The sequence below is a fragment of the Kibdelosporangium phytohabitans genome (genome assembly GCF_001302585.1).
In the GTDB taxonomy this organism is placed as follows: domain Bacteria; phylum Actinomycetota; class Actinomycetes; order Mycobacteriales; family Pseudonocardiaceae; genus Kibdelosporangium; species Kibdelosporangium phytohabitans.
Window position 1 is genome coordinate 7128515 of record NZ_CP012752.1, and the last position, 19787, is coordinate 7148301.

Genomic DNA, 19787 nt, shown 5'->3' on the forward strand with positions numbered 1-19787 from the left:
CATGGTGGTGAGCACGCTCGGCGTCCTGGCCGTGCTGGGCAGTGGTGTCACGGCGGGCGTGCTGTTCGCCGTGGCGCTGAGCGTGCTGCCCGCCTTGTTCCGCATGCCACCCGACCGCTACGTGTACTCGCACAAGCTGATCGGCCGCAACTGGGATCCGACGATGCCGCTGATCGTGCTGGGGTCGACCGCGCTGGACATCGCGCTGGTGTTCCTGGTGCCCGGCGGCACGCCCCGGCTGATCGCCGTGGTCGGTGCCGTGCTGATGCTCGGTGTGTCGGCGGTGTCGCACCTGTGCAACGTGCCGATCAACCGTCAGGTCAAGAAGACCGACCCGGCGAACGTGCCGGTCGACTGGCGTGACCCGCGGCCGTTGTGGCGCCGCTGGCACCTGCTGCGCACGGTCCTCGCGATCGTCGGGCTGCTGTGCAACGCCGTACTCGTCGTGCTCGTCTAACGCCCACGACCGTGGGTGGTGCGCACCAGAAGGCCACATCGGGTGTAGGTCACGGTGTGACGGGGTCGCCGTCGCGGACGGCTTCCAGTTGGCTACGGGTGAACGCCCAGTTGGGTGGCCAGGTCTGTTCGGCGAACAGCCGCAGGGAGTCGGAAACGGCGGGGGCAGGAGCCAGCGAGGGCACGGCGGCGACGTCGTCGAGGAGAACGTGGACCAAGGTGGCGAGCCTGGTGGGCCAGTCAGTGCCGGCGCGGTGCCACGGGTACCCCTGGCGCTCCTGGTCCGGCGCGGGGTAGAGAGTGCCGGATTCGGTGCGTACCCACACGAGTTGGCCCACCACCAGTTCAGCGAGCGGACTGGTGGTGGGCAGTCGCCTGGGGACCGTCGTCCACAGGGTGTCCGCGTCGTTGAGGCGGATGACCGGGGCGTGGGTCTCCGGGTCGGTGTAGATCTCGGTCGCGGACTCGTGCTTGTCGAGCAGTTCGACGGCCGCGGTCCGGTCGGCGGGACGCAGGCGCCGGAACCACTCGACCGCGTGCGGCTGGGTGAGGTCCACCTGTTGCCGCGTGTGGAACGGGAGGAAGTCCCGGAGCGTGTCCCGGCGGAGTGTCTCGTGCACGCACAGGAACGCTGACCGGTCGCTGCGGCCGAAGACGGCCAGCCAACCGGCCAGCGAAGCGGCGGCGTCCGTGGCCGGTCGCTTGCCTCGAATCAGCTGGTCCAGGTGCGTCAACACGAGGTGCGCGGGGTGGTCCTCGTCGTACTCGGCCGCCATCCGCAACGGCAACGACGGGCCGTGGGCGCTGCTGTGCGCAGGGTTGGGGGCGATGTACCGCGTGCACAGGCACCGCTCGACGACCCGGTACGGCTTCGACGACATCTCCCAGCCGTCGTGGGCGTCATGCCACACCTCACTGACAACCGCCTTGCACCCCTGCGCCCAGTGCAGGTCTTCCCCGTGCTGACACCCCAGACACTCCCGGCCGCCGGTCATGGCTGCCGATGATAGAGGCGGCCTCAGGCGGCGCCTGCGAACACGTGCAGGTACCGGTCCACGAGCGACCGGTAGTAGTCCGGCCCGAAGCCCATCCCCGCGGTCGCGGGGACGAGCTCACGCAGCTTCGCGATGGACACCGCGCGTTCGGTCGGGACTTCGACGTACTGCTTGGCGGCGTGCACGTCCAGCCGTTCCTCGATGTGCTGCACGATCTCCTCGATCGGCACCGCCACGCCCGAGGCCACGTTCACCACCTCACGCGACACGCCCGTGGTCAGCAGGCCGTCCAGGATGGTCGCCACGTCCTCGATGTCGATCAGGTCGCGGCGGGCGCCGTTGAAGACCCGCACCGAGCCGCGGTGGATCTGGCGGATCATCGCGGGCAGGAACTGGTGCTCCCGCTGGTACGGGCCGACCGGCGTGGCCAGCCGCAGGATCAGGTGGTCGGCCCCGGACGTCCGGATGACCGCCTCCATGGCCAGTTTGTGCCTGCCGTAGGCGGTGCGCGGGTACACCGGCCCGTCTTCCCTGCCCTGCATGCTCAGCAGGCCGTACATGCCGACCGACGAGGTGGAGAAGTAGACCAGCTTGCGCCCGCGGCGCGAGCAGTGGTGCAGGGTGTTGTAGAGCATCGTCGCCTCGCGGGAGAACTCCGCCTCGGACACTTCCCCCGCGCTCGACACACCGGACACGAACAGCACCGCGTCCGGGTGGGAGCCGGCAATCGGTTCCAGACTGGTCGCGAGGAAACCCCGCCCGACGATCTCCATCGCCCACTCCCCCTCAGTACCGGGCTGTCACCTCGTAGATCCCGAATGGACGTGCCAGCTCGCCGTCCCGGTAGGGGCGCAGCGGCGCTGTGGTGTTCTTGTGCTCGGTTCCCTGTTCCCACTCGTCGAAGGCCGCCGTGCTCTCCCACGTGCTGATCACGACGAAGCTCGCCGGGTCGTGCCGGGAGCGCAGCAGTTCGTTGCCGAGCATCCCCGGCACGCCTGCCAGTTCGCGGCTCACGCGGTGGTACGCGGCTTCGATGCCGCCGACGTCGCCGGTGCGGTGGTACAGCAGGACCTTGACCGCACCGCTCATCGGGCGGTGGCCTGTTCCCACTCGGCGTGGCTGCGCGCACCGGCCAGCCTGCCGAGGTGGGCGACGACCTTCATCGTGACCATCGAGCCGCTCGAGCGGTACGGGTGCAACTGCTGGCGGTGGTGCAGGTGCCGGTCGCTGGTCTCGAACTCGCGGAACTTCTCCTCGTTCACCCAGTCGCTGACGATGTAGTAGATGCCGTCCTCGTCGCTGCGTGAGAGCCACTGGCCGAGGTTGGCCGGGTGGGACACCACGGAGTCGCCGACGTCGAGCCAGACCTTCTCGAACTCCTCCTGCATGCCGGGCTTGATCTCCATCCGCAGCATGACGCGGAAAACCTGGTCGTCGCTCACGAGATACCTCCGTCGATGTGGATGGTCGCGCCGGTGACGTACCTGGACAGGTCGCTGGCCAGCCACAGCACGGCACCGGCCACCTCGTCGGGCGTGCCGAGCCTGCCGAGCGAGGTCTTGCGGGAGTAGAACTCCACCATCTCCTTGCGTTTCTGCTCCGGCATGTCGTGCAGCGCCTCGGTTTCGATCACGCCGAGCGCCAGCACGTTGAACCGCAGGCCCTTGGTGCCGTGTTCCTTGGCCAGCGAACGGGTCAGGCCGCGCAGCGCGGCCTTGGTCGCGGTGTAGTGCGCCCGCAGCGGGATACCGACCTCGGACGACTTCGAACCGATGTTGATCACCGACGAGCCGTCGCCCATCAGCGGCATCGCCTGCTGGATGACCAGGTGCGCGCCGGTCAGGTTGACGTCGATGATCCGCTGCCACTCCTCCAGCGGCAGTTCGGCGTACGGCACGTGGCTGATCACGCCGGCGTTGTTGACCACCACGTCCAGCTTGCCGAACCGGGTCCGGCACTCGGCGAGCAGCTCGGTCACCTGCTGCGGGTCGCCGATGTCGGCGCGCACCACGTGGTGGCGGCCGCCGATCTCCTTGAGCTCGTTGGCCAGCGACGCGCTGGCCTCGCTCTCGTTGCGGTAACACGTGATCACGTCGACACCGGCGTTGGCGAGGGCGAGCACGACGCCCCGCCCGACGCCGCGGACGCCACCGGTGACAAGCGCTGTCTTACCGGCAAGGCCGATATCCATCAGTCCTCCACAGTTCACAGTAGAGCGGCGAGAGCGCCGCAGTTGGCCACCAGTGCGACAACCGTGAGCCCGGCGCGGGCCCGGTTCCACTTGCCCCAGTGCCGCCTGGGGTCCCGCTCGGCGAAGTCGGCGGGCAGCGAGTCCGGGTCGACCGTGCGGATCCACCGGTTCACCGGCACGTTCTTGGTGAACGAGATGACCACCGTGCTCAACGTCGCCAGTGCGGCCGACGCGAACAGCGCGCGGCTGGCCACCGGGTCGGCGAACAGGCTGAGCACGACGTCGGCGACGATCGTGGTCATCAGGCAGACAGGCATGAACGGGTCGTACCGGGTGGAGAAGAACGCGTGTGCGTGGACGTACTGCGGCGCCGACAACGTGTCCATCAACGGCCAGCCGCCCAGCAACGTCCCCACCAGCACGCCTGCCGCCAACCCGTTGCACAGCAGTACGAGCGGGACGAGTACGGTCAGCATCAGCTGACCGTCGCGCGGGCCGCTGCTTCCACCTTGTCCTTGATCAGGGCCTGCTGGATCTTGGTGTTGCCGTTGAGCCGCTGCTGCATCGCCTCGTCGGTGATCGGCGCGACCGGCTTCATCTCGAAGTCCTGCACCCACCGCATCAGCACGCCGTCGTCGGTCTGGGTGTACTCCCAGTAGATCCACATGTACTTGAACGGCCCGGTCTCCACGCGCTGCGAGCGCACGGTCCTGGTCTCGTAGTCCGGCGTGCGCGCCGAGACCCAGCTCCAGATCTTGCCGTTCTCGTCGGGGTGCAGCGCCAGCGTGAACCGGATCGTGCCGTCACGCACCTCGATGATCTCCGCCTTGGAGTACTCGCTGAACAACTCCGTCCACGACTCGATGTCGTTGGTCATGTCCCAGACCAGGTCCATCGGCGCGTCGATGAGCACCTCGTTGTCGGTGTGCCCTGACATGGCTCAGTTCCCTCCCTTGGCGAACTGCTCGTTGATGTACTTGACCGCCGCTCCCGGCGTGGACATCGCGTCGACGGCGTCGTCCGGGATGGTCAGGTTGTACTGGCGGCCGACCTGGCCCGCGAGCTCGAGCACCGCGAGCGAGTCGTAGCCGAGGTCTTCGAAGGCGATGTCGGTGATGTCGCTGTCGATGTCGACCTGCTCGTCGACGCCCGCGGTCGACCGCATGATCGTCTTGAGTTCGTCCAGAGTGAACTTCGGCATCAGTCCTCCTGATCGGTTTGCCCGGCGGCTCGGGCGGGCCTGGAAGTCACCGTTCGATGAGAGTCGGGATCGGGGCGGTTCCTGGCGTCGCCGCCGGAATGCCGGAATACTGGTCGTCTTTTGGCTTTTCGGCGGTGGCGTCGGGGACCGCATCCGGCCCGGCCATCGCGGACGGGGGCTTCTAGGCTCGCCCTAGCACCAAAGCGGACGTGAACCCGCTGTATCCCCTGGCGAGGACGAGCGCGGTCCGCAGCCGCAGCCGCCGTGATTGCGCCAGCACGAGGTCGATGTCGCAGCCCTGCGCCAGGCGCTCCGGCCCCGACGTGAACGGGATGATCCCCGCCCGCATCGACTGCAGCGCCGTGGCCACGTCCAGCGACGCGCCACCGCCGTACAGCCGGCCGGTCAACGTCTTCGGCGCGGTCACCGGCACCCGCCCCGGGCCGAACACCTCGCTGATCGCCTGCGCCTCGGCGATGTCGAGCGCGGGCACGCCCATGGCGTCGGCGAACACGACGTCGATGTCGCCCGGTGCCAGACCGGCGTCGTCCAGCGCGCGCTGGATCGTGCGCCGCAGCACCGGATCCCGGCCCGACCCGGGTGGCGGGTCGAACCCCGCGGCGTGGCCGATGATCGACCCGTAGACCTCGGACACGCCACGGGCACGCGCGGACTCGGCGTCCTCGACGATCAGGATGGCGCCGCCCTCACCCGGCAGGTAGCCGGAGGCGTCGGCGTCGAAGGGCACGAACGCACCACTCGCGTCGTCCACAGTGGATAAATGGCCGGTCGACAGCTGCGCGGTGACCGCGTACGGCCCGATGGCGGCATCCGTGCCGCCACTGACCACCACTTTGGACTCGCCGTCCCGGATCAGACGGCGTGCCTGCGCGAGCGCGTCGAGACCACCGGCCTGTTCCCCGCACAGCACACCGCACGGCCCGCGCATGCCGTGCCGGATCGACACCTGGCCGGTGGTGGCGGCGTAGAACCACGCGATGGACTGGTACGCGCTCACCCAGGACGGCCCGTTCTGGTAGAGGCGCTCCATCTCGTGCTGCCCGAACTCGGTGCCACCGGAGGAGCTCGAGGTGACCACGGCCATCTCGTACTCGGGGAAGTCCGCCGGGTCGACGCCCGCGTCGGCGAGCGCGAGCTCGGTCGCCACCAGCGCCATGTGCGTCCAGTGGTCGGTCTGCGGGATCAGCCTGCTCGGCAGCCGTTCGGCGGCCGAGAACCCCGGCACCTGCCCGGCGTGGTGCACCGGGTACGGGGTGGAGTCGAACCTGTTGATCCGGGCGATCCCCGATTTGCCTGCCAGCACCGCCTGCCAGTGCGCGTCCGCTCCCACTCCGGTGGGAGCCACGACGCCGATGCCGGTGATCACGGGATCGGCGGCGGCTTCAGCGGTTTGCGTCATGAGTGACTCTTTCCCCCGGAGGAACGCGAGTTCGGCTTCAGCCGACTCTCGCGTGCGTTGCTAGAGGACATCTCGATCCCGGCTAGACCTTGGTCAGCACGGCCGCGCTCTGGAAGCCGCCGAATCCGCTCCCGACACTCAGCACCGCGTTCGTCCGGTGCTCGCGCGCGGTGAGCGGCACGTAGTCGAGGTCGCATTCGGGGTCGGCGGTGTGCAGGTTCGCCGTCGGCGGGACGACCTGGCGGTCCAGCGTGAGCGCGCACGCCGCCAGTTCGATCGAGCCGATGGCGCCGAGGGAATGGCCGACCATGGACTTGATCGAACTGACCGGGACCTTGTACGCGTGGTGGCCGAGACTGCGTTTGAACGCCGCCGTCTCGTGCCGGTCGTTCTGCTTGGTCCCGGAGCCGTGCGCGTTGATGTAGTCGATGTCGTGCCGGTCCAGCTGCGCCTTGTCCAGCGCGACCCGGATCGCCTCGGCCATCTCCCTGCCGTCCGGCCGCAGCCCGGTCATGTGGAACGCGTTGCTGCGACTGGCGAAACCGGCCAGCTTGCCGTAGATCCGCGCACCACGGGCCCGTGCCGCCGACTCCTCCTCCAGGACGAGCACCGCCGAGCCTTCGCCGAGCACGAACCCGTCCCGCTTCGCGTCGAACGGGCGGGACGCGTGCTCGGCGTCGGAGTTGTTCGGCGACGTCGCCTTGATGGCGTCGAAGCAGGCGGACGTGATCGGCGACAGCGGGGCGTCGGTCGCCCCGGCGAGCACGACGTCGGCCGAGCCCTCCCGGATCAGCTGCGCGCCGTGGTTGACCGCGTCCAGACCGGACGTGCACCCGGTGGAGATCAACGTGACCGGCCCTTCCGCGGCCACCTCCCACGCGACCTCGACGGCCAGGGTGCTCGGCACCATGTAGCCGTACAGGTGCGGCACGCCGTAGGAGTGATCGACCAGCCAGTGTTTCCCGTTGTCCGACAGGACGGTGTACTCCTCTTCGAGGCCCATCGTGCAGCCGACCGCGCTGCCGACGCTCACACCGATCCGTTCCGGGCTGACGTCGTCGAAACCGAATCCGCTGTCGCGCACGGCTTCCCGCGCGGCCACGACACCGAACTGCGCCGCGCGGTCCATCCGGCGCACCTCACGCGCGGTCAGCCCGGCGGCGGCCGGGTCGAAGTCCACTTCGGCGGCGATCCGGGACCGGAAGCCCTCCGCGTCGAACAGGGAGATGGTCCGCGTGGCGGTCCGGCCGTCCACGAGCAGTTGCCAGAACTGCTCGCGGCCGACGGCACCGGGAGCGACGACGCCGATCCCGGTGATCACGACAGACCGCGTCATCGCCCCGACCCCACCTCGGGATTGGGCTCGGACGGCGCGGCCAGCTGCTCGGTGTCCACGTGGCCGAGCTCCGGCCGCGGCGCGAGCGGCGAGAGGTGGAACACCGCGTGCGCGGTCTCCTCGCCGACGTTGACCAGCCGGTGCCGTGCCCCGATCGGGACCAGCAGCGACTCGCCGGGGCCGAGCCTGATCGGCCTGTCGTCGACGACCATCTCCACCTGCCCCGCCACGACGTGCAGGAACTCCTCTGAGTACGGGTGGTAGTGCTCGGTGACGTGCTCGCCGGGCTTGAGCCACAGCACCCCGCCGAATCCCGACGTGCTGCCGACGGTCTTGGGGCTCAGCGTCACCCGCAGGTCCCCGCCGCGCCTGCGGTTGGGCTGTGCGTCGGCGGCGGCGAACTTCAGCTGTCGCGCGGTGGTCACTGGATGCGTCCTTCCTTGGCGGTCCACACGTAGAACGGGTTGGCCATCGCGTCCTTGGGCTCTTTCCAGTTCGGGTCGTACGGCGACACGAGCTCGGCCAGCCGGGTGTTGATGTCCTGGTACAACGGGTGCGACCGGGCCTTGTAGAGGTTCGGGTTGATGTCCTGCTCGGCGGTGACCAGGTGGAAGTACAGGTCGTGGAACGCGAACAGGGTCCGGCGGGACACGCCGACCATGTGCGGCAGGTCGGTGGCGTCGGACTCGGCGAAGACCTCGCCGATCTCGGCGGGATCACCCGTCTTGAGCTTGGCCACGATCAGGGTGTTGTGCACGGTTGCTTGTCTCCTCGCTTCGCGTTGTGCTCAGTCGATGACCGGGATCCGGTTGTGTCCCTTGTCGTTCTCCTGCTGCCGCAGGATCACCGCGGCGTCGCAGTCGCCGTGCCCGGCGCGCACGATCTCGGCGAACCGGTCGGCGACCCGTTGGATGACCGGCATGCTGACCTCGTGCTGGGACGCGTCGGTGATGGCGTTGCGCAAGTCCTTGGCCATCAGGCTGGAGCGGAACGCGGCGGGTTCGTAGGTGCCGTCGCGCATGAAGGACGCGCGGAACGACAGCGCCGGACTGCTGAAGCCGCTGGCGGCGAGTGCGTCGATGACCACGGACTTGTCGATCCCCACACTGTCGCCATAGGACACTGCCTCGGCCAGTGCGGCGGTGTGCGCGCCGAGCAGCAGGTTGAAGCAGAGCTTGAGGGCACTGGCGGCACCGGTGGCGCCGACGTGCAGCACGCTCTCGCCGATCGACTCGAGGACCTGCCGGACAGGACCGGACGGCTCCTGCGGGCCCGCGGTCAGCACCCGCAGCTTGCCCGCCTTGGCCATTCCCGGGTTGCCGACCACCGCGGCTTCCACCCGCACCAGTCCCATGGCTTCCAGGCGGCTGGCCGCCTGGCGAGCGTACGCCGGCGACACGGCGGTGGTGTCGACGATGGTGGCGCCGGGTTTCAGCGATCCGGTGATCTCGTTGAACAGCGTCTGTTCGACCGCGTCGTCGTCACTCAGGCTGAGGATCACGATCTCCGCGTCCGGCACCGCCTCCGCGGCGCTCGCGGCGAGCCGCGCACCGGCTTCGACGAGGCTGCTCGCCCGCGCGGCCGTGCGGTTGTGGACGGTCATCGGGTAGCCGGCCGCCAGCAGCCGGTGCGCCATGCCCGACCCCATGGCGCCGAGCCCCACGAATGCCAAGGCCGGTTGTGTCATCTTGGTTGTCTCCCGTCACCACGCACTGGACTGGCCACAGCGTGACGGCGGCTGCTTGAGCCGTGCTCGACCGCGCGTCACGAGCGGCCTGTGACCACGGTGATCCCGTTCGAGCCGGGCCACACCGGGCTTCGAGCGGCACTGGGCACCGTTGCAGCCACGGCGTTCCCGCCATCAGGCGGAGGCGTGACGATCAGGTGACTACCAGGAGGTCTCCCAGATGGCCGACCAATGGGACGGGGCATCCGGCGGCGTGAACCCCGCTCAGCAGTTGATGTCCTACGCGCGTGGCTACATGAGCTCGCAGATCGTCGGGGCGGCGGCACGGCTGAAGCTGGCCGAGCACCTCGCGGACGGGCCGCTGACCAGCGCCGAACTCGCCGGGAAGCTGGGTGCCGACGTCGAGGGCACGCGCAGGCTGCTGCGCGCGGCCGCGTCCATCGGCCTGGTCGAGCGCCTGGCCGACGACCGTTTCGGTGAGACGACCATGACCACGCTGCTGCGGCCGGGCCCCCGTTCGCTGTCGAGCTTCGTGCTGTCGTTCACCAGCCCCGGCCTGTACCGGCCGCTCGAGCAGATGCACAACGTCGTGCTCGACGGCCACTCGCACACCTCGGACGTGCTCGGCAAGGGGCTGTGGGAGTACTACAAGGAGAACCCGGAAGAGTCGACGTGGTTCGCCGAGACCATGAGCGAGCAGTCGGAGTTCGCGGCCGACATCGTGGTGCCCCGCCTGGATGTCAAGGACGTCAAGCGGATCGTCGACGTCGGCGGCAGCCACGGCGTGCTGTTGTCGCGTGTGCTGGAAGCCAACCCGCACACCACCGGTGTCCTGTTCGACCTGCCGGAGGTCGTCGAGCGGGCCAAGGACTTCGTCGGCCGCCGCGGTCTGCTCGACCGGGTCGAGTTCGTGCCGGGCAGCTTCCTGGAGGAGTTGCCCAAGGGCGGGGACCTGTACCTGCTCAAGAGCATCCTGTGCGACTGGGACGACGACAGCTGCGTGCGCGTGCTGTCCAACTTCCGTGAGGCGGCCGAGCCGGGCACGCCGCTGGTGGTCAGCGACTGGCTGCTGCCCGAGCAGCCCGACACGTTCCTGGACATCACCAACCTCGGCCTGCTGGCGTACACCGACGGCAAGGTCCGCACCGAGGCGCAGTACCGCGAACTGTTCGACCGCGCGGGGGTGGAGCTCGAGCGGATCACCACCGCGTCGGACAACTGGCTGCAGGTGACGTTGCTGGAGGCACGCCGCCCGGCGTGACCCCTCGAGGAGATCGAAAGGACAGCCCATGGCCACCTCGCTCGACGTCGCACTCAACGGTCCGGCGCTCGAACCGGCCTTCACGGATCCCCTGCCGGCCGGTGCGGTGACCTTCCGGGTGAGCACGCCGGACGAGCAGGGCCACAAGTGGGGAATCGTCCGGCTCGTCGACGGCACCGACATCGACTACCTCGTCGACTGCCTCGACAAGTCACGGTCGTGGGATCCGGCGGTGAACTCCCTGCCCCGCAAGGAGGTCGCGCGCGTCGCCGATTTCGTCGGCGGCGTGACGATCTACCCGTCGCACGGACAGGCCGAGCTCACAGTGGCGTTGACCGCCGGTACCTACCACTTCATCGACTACGACTACATCGGCGACGAGAAGTTCACGCGCGACGTGCCGTCGCTGCGGATCACCGGCACCTCTGCGGTCGCGGGCCTGCCGGTGACCCCGGACGCCGTGATCGAAGCCGTCGCGAACGGTGACGGGGAGACCTACCGGATGCCGGACACGTTGCCCGCCAACGGCACGCTGTTGCTGCGCAACCTCACCGACCACCCGCAGGAGGCGGTGATCGGCCAGGTGGTGCCGGACGCGACCACCGAGGACGTGCTCGATTTCATCACCGCGTTCCGGACCGGGAAAGTACCGCAGGGCAAGGTTTTCGTCGGTGACCCGGCCGGGCTGATGCCGGTGTCGGGCGGCCGCGAGTCGGCTGCCCGGTTCTCGTTGCCACCAGGCCGGTACGCGGTGTGCTCGTACACGAGCAACCCGCGGACCGGCCGCAGCGGCGTGTTCGACGGGATGCTCAAGCTCGTCACGTTCGCCTGACAGGGGGTCGGAAATGACTGTAGAGACAACACCCGTTCTGGTCGTCGGCGGCAGTTTCGTCGGACTGGCCACGGCCGCGTTCCTGACCTCGTACGGGATCAGGCCGCTGGTGGTCGAGCGGCATCCCGGTCCGGGCGTGCACCCGCGCGCCCGCGGCCTCAACCCGCGGACCATGGAACTGTTCCGCGGCATCGGCGTCGAGGACCGGATCAGCGCCGGAACGCCGCCGGTGACCGGCAACGAGGTGCTGATCCAGGTCGAGACGCTGGCGGGCAAGGAGATCCGGCGGATCGAGTCGAGCACGTTCGACGGCATCACCGAGGTGACGCCGTCGAACTGGGTCAGCATCGGCCAGGACAAGGTCGAGCCGATCCTGCGCCAGGTCGCCGAGGAGCGCGGCGCGGACATCCGCTACAGCACCGAACTGGTCAGCTTCACGCAGGACGCGGACGGCGTGGACGCGGTCATCCGCGACCGGGCGACCGGTGAGGAGCAGACCGTCCGGGCGCAGTATCTGGTCGGCGCGGACGGCCACCGCAGCCTGGTGCGCAAGACGCTCGGCATCGAGGTGGACGAGCTGGCCACGACGATGCACGCGTTGAGCATCCTGTTCCGCGCGGACCTGACCGAGGCGCTGCGCGGCCGTGAAGTGGTGATGGCGGTCGCGCTCAACCCGCAGGCGCGGTTCGGTGTGCTGACGCCCGTCGAGGACGACCAGTGGATGTACGGCATCCGCTACGACCCGGCCAAGGGCGAGACCGCGGACCAGTTCACCGAGGACGACTGGGTCACGATGGTCCGCGCGGCCGTCGGCGACCCCGAGCTGGAAGTCAAGGTCGAGCTGACCGACGAGTGGGAGGTCGCCTCCCGGATCGCACAGGGCTACCAGACCGGCCGGGTGTTCCTGGCAGGCGACTCGGCGCACCTGATGCCGCCCGCGGGCGGGTTCGGCGCGAACACCGGCGCGCAGGACGCGCAGAACCTGGCGTGGAAGCTGGCTCTGGTGCTGCAGGGCACCGCGGGCCCCGGCCTGCTGGACACCTACGACGCCGAACGCAGGCCCGCCGGCCGCCTCACCGTCAACCAGTCCGCCGAACGCACAGCGGCGCGCAAGGACGAGCCGGGCGGCGACGAGGAGCAGCTCGACGAGCTGACCGTGATGTTCGGGTACCGCTACAGCTCCGGCGCGGTGATCGCCGACAGCTCGGCGGAACCCGGGACGTCGGCCGACCCGCGCACCCCGACGGGCCTGCCGGGCACGCGCGCGGCACACATCGCGATCGACCGCAACGGGAAACGACTGTCCACCGTGGATCTGTTCGGCCGGGGGTTCGTCCTGCTGGCAGGCGAGCAGGGCCACGAGTGGATCGCGGCGGCCCGCGCGCTGGCCGCGTCGAACGAACTGGTGCTGACCGCGTACCGCGTGGGTTCCCGCCAGAGCGTGCCCGACCTGGTCGACCTCGACGACCGGTTCCCCGCTGTCTACGGGGTCGCCGCCGATGGCGCCGTCCTCGTGCGGCCGGACGGCTTCGTCGCGTGGCGCGGCCGTCCCGGTGACGGTGACCTCGCCGGGGTCATCGAGCAGGTGCTGCACCGAGGAGCACAAGGAGGCCAGGCGTGAAGGTCCTGTTCACCACTTGGGGGTGGGCGTCGCACTACTACCCGCTCGTCCCGCTCGGGTGGGCGTGCCGGGCAGCGGGCCACGAGGTCCGCGTCGCCAGCCAGCCCGCGCTGATCGACACCATCGTCCAGTCCGGGCTGCCCGCGGTCCGCGTCGGCAAGGACGTGGACTTCAGCGCGTTGTTCGGCCGCACGATGGGCCCGCTGGTGGCCATCCCCGAGGACAAGGAAGCCCAGCGCAAGCGGGTCGAGGCGCTGAAGGTCGTGCCGTTCCGGATGTTCGCCGAGGTCGCCTCGCACATGGCGGGTGACCTGATCGAGTACTGCCGCAGCTGGAAGCCCGACGTGATCGTCTACGAACCGACGTCCTACGCCGCGCTGGTCGCCGCCAGCGCGGTCGGCGTGCCCGCCGTGCGGCACGTGTGGTCGGCGGACTACCCGTACTACGGGCGTGCGGGCGAGTCGGAGGTCATCCCCCAGTTGTTCGCGGACTTCGGTTCCAAGCCGATCGACACGCTCGGCACGATGACCCTCGACGCCTGCCCGCCGAGCATGCAGATCGCCACCGACTACCGGCGGCAGCTCGTGCAGTACGTGCCGTACAACGGCGCCGGCGAGGCACCGGAGTGGCTGCTCGAGCCGACCGCGGCCCGGCGCGTCTGCCTGACGTGGGGCACCACCGTGTCACGGCTGCACAACAACATGTTCGGTCTGCCCGCTCTCGTCGACGCGCTGTCCACGTTGCCGGACACCGAACTCGTGCTCGCGGTCAACTCGCAGCAGCGGGAACTGCTGTCCCACTTGCCGTCCAACGTCAAGGTGGTCGAGAACCTGCCGCTGAACCTGTTGCTGGCGACGTGTTCGGCACAGGTGCAGCAGGGCGGCGCGGGCACGACCATGACCGCGCTGGCCGCGGGTGTCCCGCAGCTGGTCGTGCCGCAGATCCCCGACCAGCTGTTCAACGCGCGGCAACTGGCGTCGACCGGCGCGGGCACGTTCATCCCGTACAAGGAAGCCACCCCGGACGACCTGCGCAGGCTGCTGCACGAGGTGCTGGCCAAACCGGACTACGCCGAGTCGGCCAAGCGGGTCGCGGCGGAGATCAAACAGCAGCCAACGCCGTCCGATGTGGTCGGCGCACTGGAAGGGCTTGCCTCGTGATCATCGACTGCGAGGGCGTCGTCAAGACCTACGGCAAGGTCAAGGCGCTGGACGGGCTGAACCTCCGGGTGGCCGAGGGGACCGTGCTCGGCCTGCTCGGCCCCAACGGCGCGGGCAAGACCACGACCGTGCGCGTGCTGAGCACGCTGGCCAAGCCCGATTCCGGCCGGATCGAGATCGGCGGCCACGACGTGGTGCGTGAACCGCACCTGGTCCGCCGGATGTTCGGCCTGTCCGGGCAGTACGCCGCCGTGGACCAGTACCTGACCGGCCGCGAGAACCTGGTGCTGTTCGCGCGTCTTTACCGGATGCGCAAGAAGGTGGCGATCGCGCGGGCGGACGAGCTGATCGAGCGGTTCGACCTCACCGAGGCGGCCGACCGGCTGGCCAAGACGTACTCCGGTGGCATGCGCAGGCGGCTGGACCTGGCGGCGAGCCTGATCGCCAAGCCCAGGCTGATCGCGCTGGACGAGCCGACGACCGGGCTGGACCCGCGCAGCAGGCTGACCACGTGGGAGCTGATCGGCGAACTGGTCGACGGCGGCACCACGGTCCTGCTGACCACCCAGTACCTGGAGGAGGCCGACCGGCTGGCGGACCGGATCGTGGTGATCGACTCCGGCAAGGTGATCGCGGACGGCACCGCGGACGACCTGAAGGCCAAGGCGGGCAGCGAACGGATCGAGGTGTCCCTCGTGGACGCCGATGACCGGGTGCGGGCGAGGGAGATCCTCGCAGCTGTCGGCGACAGTGAGCCCACCGCGGACCGGCACGACCACCAGCTGTCGGTTCCGGTGTCGGCCGGTGCCAAGGCGTTGGCGACCGCGGCGGCCGAGTTCGCCGCGCACGGTCTGGCCGTGCACGACCTGAGCCTGCGCCGCCCGACGCTGGACGACGTGTTCCTCGCCCTGACCGGGCACACCACGGAGGTGACCTCTTGATAGCCACGGCGCGGTCCGCTGTGGTCGACTGCCTGCTGCTGACCCAGCGCAACCTGCGCAACACCCTGCGGATCCCGCAGGCGCTGGTGTTCAACATGATGCAGCCGATCCTGTTCGTGCTGCTGTTCAGCTACGTGTTCGGCGAGGCGATCCCGTTGCCGGGCGGCGCGAACTACCGCGAGTACGTGATCATCGGCATCTTCGTGCAGACGGTCGCGTTCGGTGGGATGACCACCGGCGCCGGGCTGGCCGACGACATGCGCAAGGGACTGATCGACCGGTTCCGGTCGATCCCGATGACCCAGTCGGCGGTGCTCGTCGGCCGGACCGTGTCCGACATCTTCCGCAACGCGCTGACCATCGTGTTCATGGCCCTGATCGCGTTGCTGGTCGGCTGGCGCACGCACACGTCGTTCGGTGCCGTCATCAGCGGATTCCTCGTGCTGCTGCTGTTCGCGTTCGCCGTCAGCTGGATCGGCACGCTGCTGGGCCTGGCGGTCGGCAACCCGGAGGCGGTCATCTCCGGCGGTCTGGCCGTGGTCTTCCCCGTGGTGTGGCTGTCGAACGCTTTCGTGCCGATCGAGGGCATGGCGCCGTGGATGCAGGCTGTCGCGTCGTGGAACCCGGTGAGTTCGGTCGTGGTCGCGGTGCGGGACCTGCTCGGCAACCCGAACCCGGTCGGCGCCGACCCGGTGTGGCCGTTGCAGCACCCGGTGGCCGCCGCTCTGCTGTGGAGCGCTGCGCTGCTGCTCATCTGCGTTCCGCTCGCCGCTCGCTCCTACCGACGAAAAGCCCAGTAAAAGCCTCGTGAGTGGTTGGTCCGGTTCTAACCGGACCAACCACTCACGAGGCTGACGGGGAGGAACGGCCCTTGTGGATTTTCTCCACAAGGGCCGTTCTCGTGTGCTCTCACTTGACCCGGCACTCCAGGGCCGACCAGGGCGACCCGCCCTTCTCCGGCGTGGTGAGCAGCTCGAAGCCGGCCTCGGAGGTCAGCTTGTGCCAGTCCTCCAGGGTCCGCTCACGGCCACCGAACAGCACCAGCATGTCCATGTCCAGGAGCTTGCTGTAGTCCCATTCGTTGGTGGACGGCGTCATCACCTTCTCGAAGATGAACAGCCGCGCGTCCTTGTCCATGCCGATCGCCTCGCGGACCTTGGCCAGCACACGAGCGGACTGCTCGTCGTCCAGGCCGTTGAGGACCGCGTTGAGCAGGTAGGCGTCGTAGCCCTTGGGCACGCTCTCGAAGAAGTCACCGGCCTGCAGTTCGACCCGGTCGGTCACGCCGTAGTCGGCGATCAGCGGCTTCGCCTGCTCCAGCACGGAGGGCCGCTCGAACAGCAACGCCGTGGCGTCCGGGTAGTGCTTGGTCAGCGCCTCGCCGAGGAAGTGCCCCCAGCCGCCGCCGAGGTCGGCGATCTTCTTGAACGGCTTCAGGTCCACGCGGCGCAGCAGCGTCACCGCGGTGAGCCAGCTGCGCTGGGTCATCGTCTTGTCGAACAGCGCGCCCGCTTCCGGGCTGCTCTCGGTGTACTCGTAGAACGACTTTCCGTAGACCTTCTCGAACGCCGGCGCGCCGGTCCGGACGCTGTGCACCAGGTCCGAGTAGGGCCGGGTCAGCATCTCGTCACCGCTGAACACGACCAGGTCGCGCAGGCTGCTCGACAGGTCGCTGCGCAGCGACTCCCCTTCCTCGGTCAGCTCGAAGCGGCCCTCGGCGTCCTGCCGCACGATCCGCAGCGCCGCCGAGGTGCGCAGCAGCCGGAACAGCGGCTGCTCCTGCGAGTCGGTCAGCTTGGCCAGTTCCTCGATCGTGCGCGGCCCGTCCTTGAGGTGGTCGGCGACACCGAGTTCGGCGACCGCGCGCAACACGCCCATGATCTTCGGGCCGTACACCAGGAACAGCAGCCGGTCGAACGCGGGCCACTGGTCGTGTGCCAGCATCCAGTCCCAGAACGTCGTCTCCGTATTGTCCGAAGTGGACGCACTCATCGATTCCCCTTCTCTTGCCTCGTTGACGAAATCTCCGGCGGGATCCGGGTCACAGGGCCAGCCGGATCCCGTAGTCGCGCACCCACCGCTCCAGCGACAGGATCATCTCGATGTCGGTCCTGGCCACCCAGTTGGCGCCGAGCGACGCCGGGTCGGCCAGCCTCGTGCCGATCTGGTCGACGTCCAGCATCCCGGCGAGCGGCGAGCTGGCGTCACTGGCGACGCGCGACAGCTGCTCCTGCAGGATCCGCTGGTAGGCCGGGTCGATCGACACCGGGAACGGGCTCTTGGGCCGGTTGAGCACCGAGTCCGGCACGCAGCCCTCCCCCGCCGCGCGCAACAGGCTCTTGCCTTTGCCGTCGAAGGCTTTCATCGGCGCGGGCACGTTGAACACGTAGTCGACGAGTGCCGGGTCGGCGAACGGCATGCGCACGTCGAGTCCGACGGCCATGGCGTTGCGCTCGCTGTGCGCGAGCTGGCTGTCGGCCCACCTGGTCAGCTGCAGGTACGTGTCGTGCCTCGACCTGCGCTCGGCGTCGCTGATCCCGTCGGGCTGCGGTGTCTCGGCGAAGGACTCGGCGCAACGCGCGGCGCCGTAGCCCATCAGGTCCAGCTCGCCGAGCAGGCCCGCGTCCAGCAGCCCGCCGCCCATCGCGTGGTGCCCGGCGTGCTTCTCGTGGAAGCTGACCCATGGGAACGTCCGCGGCGCCTCGGGCACGGATTCCTCAGCGCCGTAGACGTTTCCGCCGAACACCGAGTCCGCTGTCTCGCCGGACAACGCGACCGTCACGTGCTCACGGGCGGCCTGGCAGAGCAGGTACAGCGAGGTGTTCATGTCGCCGAGCATCGACGGCAGGTCCTTGGCCCGTACCGCGTTGATCCGTGCGACGGGGTCCAGCAGGTCCGAGGTCGCGAGCACGATGTCCTGGTGCTCGGCGCCGACGAAGTCCACGAGCGCCCGCACGTACGGCGCGTCCGGCGTGCCGCGGACGAAGTCCGGCTGGAACTGCTGCTCGTAGTCGGCGAACGTCACCGTGTACGTCTTCAACGGCGAGGCGACACCGGCCTTCGCGGCCAGACCGACCACCACGCTGGAGTCCACCCCGCCGGACAGCAGGAAACCGACCGGCACATCGGACGCGGCCTGGCGCGCGACGGCGTCCAGCAGCAACGCCCGAGTCCGCTCGATGGTTTCCGGCAGGTCCTCGCGGTGCTCGCGCGCCGACAGCTGCCAGTACCGGCGAATCGAGATCCCGTTGGTGCTCACGGTCGCGGTGTGCGCGCCGCGCAGCTTGCGGAAGCCCTTCAGGACACCGTGATCCGGTGTTCCGGCGTAGGTCAGGATCTCGGTCAGGCCTTCGGCGTCCAGCACGGGGTCGACCAACGGGTGCGACATCAGCGCCTTCTGCTCGGACGCGAACAGCACACCGTTGGGCAGCTCCACGTAGTACAGCGGTTTGAGGCCGAGCCGGTCCCTGGCGAGGAAGAGTTCCTGCTTGCGGATGTCCCAGACCGCGAAGGCGAACACGCCGTCGAAGTGCCGCACGCAATCCGGCCCCCACTGCAGGTACGCCAGCAGCGCGGCCTCGTCGTCGCTCTCGACCGGGAACCGCCTGCCCGCCGCGGCCAGCTTGCGCCTCAGTTCGGCCAGGTTGTACAGCGTCCCGCTGAACACGACTGTGGCCACCGGGCCGTTGTCGTCCTCGACGACGAACGGCTGCCTCGGGTTGTTGCCGGGTGCGCGCAGGTCCAGCCGGCGCTGTCCCAGCGCGGCGTGCCCGTCGACCCACACCCCTTCACCGTCGGGACCCCGTGCCGCCATGGTCGCGGCCATCGCCTGGACCGTCGGCCGGAACCGGGAGAGATCCCTGGCGAAGTCGACCCATCCCACGATTCCTGACATGCGAAACCTCCGTAGCGCTCGGGCGATTACCAGCCGATGACCTTGCGGCGGCTGAAGAACACACCGGACGGGCCGCCGTCCGGATGGGTGGCGACCCATGCGATGTCGGCGGCGGCCTCGTCCGGCGTGCGTTCGGCGTCCGGCCGCATCCTGGTCCGCACCAGGCCGGGGTTGACCGCGTTCACGGCTACGCCGGTGCCCTCGGTTTCCTGTGCCAGCAGGGATGTCACCGCGTTGAGCGCCACTTTGGACACGGTGTAGCCCGGCGTGCCGGCGAACAGGCCGTAGGTGTACGTGGCCGTGCCGCTGGACACCATGACGATCCGGCCCCAGCCGCGGGCGACCATGCCGGGCAGGCAGGCCTGCGACACCCGCCACGATCCCAGCGTGTTGACGTCGATCTCCCGCTGTACCAGGTCGATCGGCACGCCTGACGGCGTGTGGCCCGCGGTTTCCAGCACGCCCGCGTTGTTCACGAGGATGTCCACCTCGCGCAGCTTGTCCCGCACCTGGGCGACCGACGCCGGGTCGGTGACGTCGAGCGTGATCGCCTCGGCGTCGTCCCCGAGTCGTTCGGCCACCGCGGCAGCGGCGGCGCCGTCGCGCCCGGCCAGCAGCACGTGGTGCCCGAGTTCGTGCAGGCGGGCGGCGATCGCCTCGCCAAGTCCGCGGTTGGCCCCGGTGATCAACGCGGTCCGGTGTGGCACGGCACGCCACCTCTCGTCTGGATCGGCCCCTGACGGGGCCAACCTCCGGCACCGGGCTCAACGACCGTTCGAATGCCACTGGTG

The 19787-nt window shown here is 69.3% G+C and carries 23 protein-coding genes; 7 read left to right on the forward strand and 16 right to left on the reverse strand.

What is annotated here, in order from left to right; translation table 11 throughout:
- Position 1: 1 nt before the first annotated feature.
- Positions 2-457 carry an anthrone oxygenase family protein gene (locus AOZ06_RS32065; RefSeq protein ID WP_054292808.1) on the forward strand — a complete coding sequence of 152 codons (456 nt, stop codon included), beginning with the start codon at positions 2-4 and terminating at the stop codon, positions 455-457.
- 49 nt (positions 458-506) lie between these two features.
- On the opposite strand, the gene AOZ06_RS32070 is transcribed toward AOZ06_RS32065, so the two are convergent.
- The 13 genes from AOZ06_RS32070 to AOZ06_RS32130 form a co-directional block, all read right to left on the reverse strand.
- On the reverse strand, positions 507-1451 hold the full coding sequence (locus AOZ06_RS32070) for a hypothetical protein (protein ID WP_157233370.1): 945 nt from the start codon (positions 1449-1451) through the stop codon (positions 507-509).
- Positions 1452-1474: 23 nt separating this feature from the next.
- Positions 1475-2224 carry an NAD-dependent epimerase/dehydratase family protein gene (locus AOZ06_RS32075; protein WP_054292810.1) on the reverse strand — a complete coding sequence of 250 codons (750 nt, stop codon included), beginning with the start codon at positions 2222-2224 and terminating at the stop codon, positions 1475-1477.
- Between the two features lie 13 nt (positions 2225-2237).
- Positions 2238-2540, reverse strand: a complete 303-nt coding sequence (locus AOZ06_RS32080; RefSeq protein WP_054292811.1) for an antibiotic biosynthesis monooxygenase family protein — start codon at positions 2538-2540, stop codon at positions 2238-2240.
- Positions 2537-2893 (reverse strand): antibiotic biosynthesis monooxygenase family protein, encoded by a 357-nt coding sequence (locus tag AOZ06_RS32085; RefSeq protein WP_054292812.1) that lies wholly within the window; start codon positions 2891-2893, stop codon positions 2537-2539. The genes AOZ06_RS32080 and AOZ06_RS32085 overlap by 4 nt, the downstream gene beginning before the upstream one ends.
- A complete protein-coding gene (locus AOZ06_RS32090) occupies positions 2890-3642 on the reverse strand; it encodes an SDR family NAD(P)-dependent oxidoreductase (protein WP_054292813.1) in 753 nt (250 codons plus the stop codon). Before AOZ06_RS32090 ends, AOZ06_RS32085 begins: the two co-directional genes overlap by 4 nt.
- Positions 3643-3656: 14 nt before the next feature.
- Positions 3657-4118 carry an anthrone oxygenase family protein gene (locus AOZ06_RS32095; protein ID WP_054292814.1) on the reverse strand — a complete coding sequence of 154 codons (462 nt, stop codon included), beginning with the start codon at positions 4116-4118 and terminating at the stop codon, positions 3657-3659.
- Positions 4118-4579 carry an SRPBCC family protein gene (locus tag AOZ06_RS32100; protein WP_054292815.1) on the reverse strand — a complete coding sequence of 154 codons (462 nt, stop codon included), beginning with the start codon at positions 4577-4579 and terminating at the stop codon, positions 4118-4120. Before AOZ06_RS32100 ends, AOZ06_RS32095 begins: the two co-directional genes overlap by 1 nt.
- A 3-nt stretch (positions 4580-4582) precedes the next feature.
- Positions 4583-4843, reverse strand: coding sequence for an acyl carrier protein (locus tag AOZ06_RS32105; protein WP_054292816.1), 261 nt, complete (start codon positions 4841-4843; stop codon positions 4583-4585).
- Between the two features lie 181 nt (positions 4844-5024).
- On the reverse strand, positions 5025-6263 hold the full coding sequence (locus AOZ06_RS32110; RefSeq protein ID WP_054292817.1) for a ketosynthase chain-length factor: 1239 nt from the start codon (positions 6261-6263) through the stop codon (positions 5025-5027).
- An 82-nt stretch (positions 6264-6345) separates the two neighbouring features.
- Complete coding sequence (locus AOZ06_RS32115; protein ID WP_054292818.1) at positions 6346-7599, reverse strand: beta-ketoacyl-[acyl-carrier-protein] synthase family protein; 1254 nt, start codon at positions 7597-7599, stop codon at positions 6346-6348.
- On the reverse strand, positions 7596-8024 hold the full coding sequence (locus tag AOZ06_RS32120; protein ID WP_054292819.1) for a cupin domain-containing protein: 429 nt from the start codon (positions 8022-8024) through the stop codon (positions 7596-7598). The genes AOZ06_RS32115 and AOZ06_RS32120 overlap by 4 nt, the downstream gene beginning before the upstream one ends.
- On the reverse strand, positions 8021-8356 hold the full coding sequence (locus tag AOZ06_RS32125; RefSeq protein WP_054292820.1) for a TcmI family type II polyketide cyclase: 336 nt from the start codon (positions 8354-8356) through the stop codon (positions 8021-8023). The genes AOZ06_RS32120 and AOZ06_RS32125 overlap by 4 nt, the downstream gene beginning before the upstream one ends.
- Positions 8357-8386: 30 nt before the next feature.
- Complete coding sequence (locus tag AOZ06_RS32130) at positions 8387-9286, reverse strand: NAD(P)-dependent oxidoreductase (RefSeq protein ID WP_054292821.1); 900 nt, start codon at positions 9284-9286, stop codon at positions 8387-8389.
- Between the two features lie 220 nt (positions 9287-9506).
- On the opposite strand from AOZ06_RS32130, the gene AOZ06_RS32135 reads away from it, so the two are divergent.
- Genes AOZ06_RS32135 through AOZ06_RS32160 form a run of 6 tightly spaced genes read left to right on the forward strand, consistent with a single transcriptional unit; the run spans position 9507 to position 15901 of the window.
- Entirely contained in the window at positions 9507-10547 is a 1041-nt protein-coding gene (locus AOZ06_RS32135) for a methyltransferase (protein WP_054292822.1), read from the forward strand.
- Between the two features lie 28 nt (positions 10548-10575).
- Positions 10576-11379, forward strand: coding sequence for a hypothetical protein (locus tag AOZ06_RS32140; protein ID WP_054292823.1), 804 nt, complete (start codon positions 10576-10578; stop codon positions 11377-11379).
- 13 nt (positions 11380-11392) lie between these two features.
- Positions 11393-13000: an FAD-dependent monooxygenase gene (locus tag AOZ06_RS32145; protein WP_054292824.1), complete on the forward strand. Its 1608-nt coding sequence runs from the start codon at positions 11393-11395 to the stop codon at positions 12998-13000.
- Positions 12997-14160 (forward strand): nucleotide disphospho-sugar-binding domain-containing protein, encoded by a 1164-nt coding sequence (locus AOZ06_RS32150; RefSeq protein WP_054292825.1) that lies wholly within the window; start codon positions 12997-12999, stop codon positions 14158-14160. Before AOZ06_RS32145 ends, AOZ06_RS32150 begins: the two co-directional genes overlap by 4 nt.
- Positions 14157-15101: an ATP-binding cassette domain-containing protein gene (locus tag AOZ06_RS32155; protein WP_054292826.1), complete on the forward strand. Its 945-nt coding sequence runs from the start codon at positions 14157-14159 to the stop codon at positions 15099-15101. The genes AOZ06_RS32150 and AOZ06_RS32155 overlap by 4 nt, the downstream gene beginning before the upstream one ends.
- A complete protein-coding gene (locus tag AOZ06_RS32160; RefSeq protein ID WP_054292827.1) occupies positions 15098-15901 on the forward strand; it encodes an ABC transporter permease in 804 nt (267 codons plus the stop codon). The genes AOZ06_RS32155 and AOZ06_RS32160 overlap by 4 nt, the downstream gene beginning before the upstream one ends.
- A gap of 109 nt (positions 15902-16010) precedes the next feature.
- On the opposite strand, the gene AOZ06_RS32165 is transcribed toward AOZ06_RS32160, so the two are convergent.
- The 3 genes from AOZ06_RS32165 to AOZ06_RS32175 are packed head-to-tail and all read right to left on the reverse strand — an operon-like array spanning position 16011 to position 19703.
- Positions 16011-17093 (reverse strand): methyltransferase, encoded by a 1083-nt coding sequence (locus tag AOZ06_RS32165; RefSeq protein ID WP_083472075.1) that lies wholly within the window; start codon positions 17091-17093, stop codon positions 16011-16013.
- Positions 17094-17142: 49 nt separating this feature from the next.
- On the reverse strand, positions 17143-18996 hold the full coding sequence (gene asnB, locus AOZ06_RS32170) for an asparagine synthase (glutamine-hydrolyzing) (RefSeq protein ID WP_054292828.1): 1854 nt from the start codon (positions 18994-18996) through the stop codon (positions 17143-17145).
- A gap of 26 nt (positions 18997-19022) precedes the next feature.
- On the reverse strand, positions 19023-19703 hold the full coding sequence (locus tag AOZ06_RS32175) for an SDR family NAD(P)-dependent oxidoreductase (protein WP_054292829.1): 681 nt from the start codon (positions 19701-19703) through the stop codon (positions 19023-19025).
- Positions 19704-19787 lie beyond the last annotated feature (84 nt).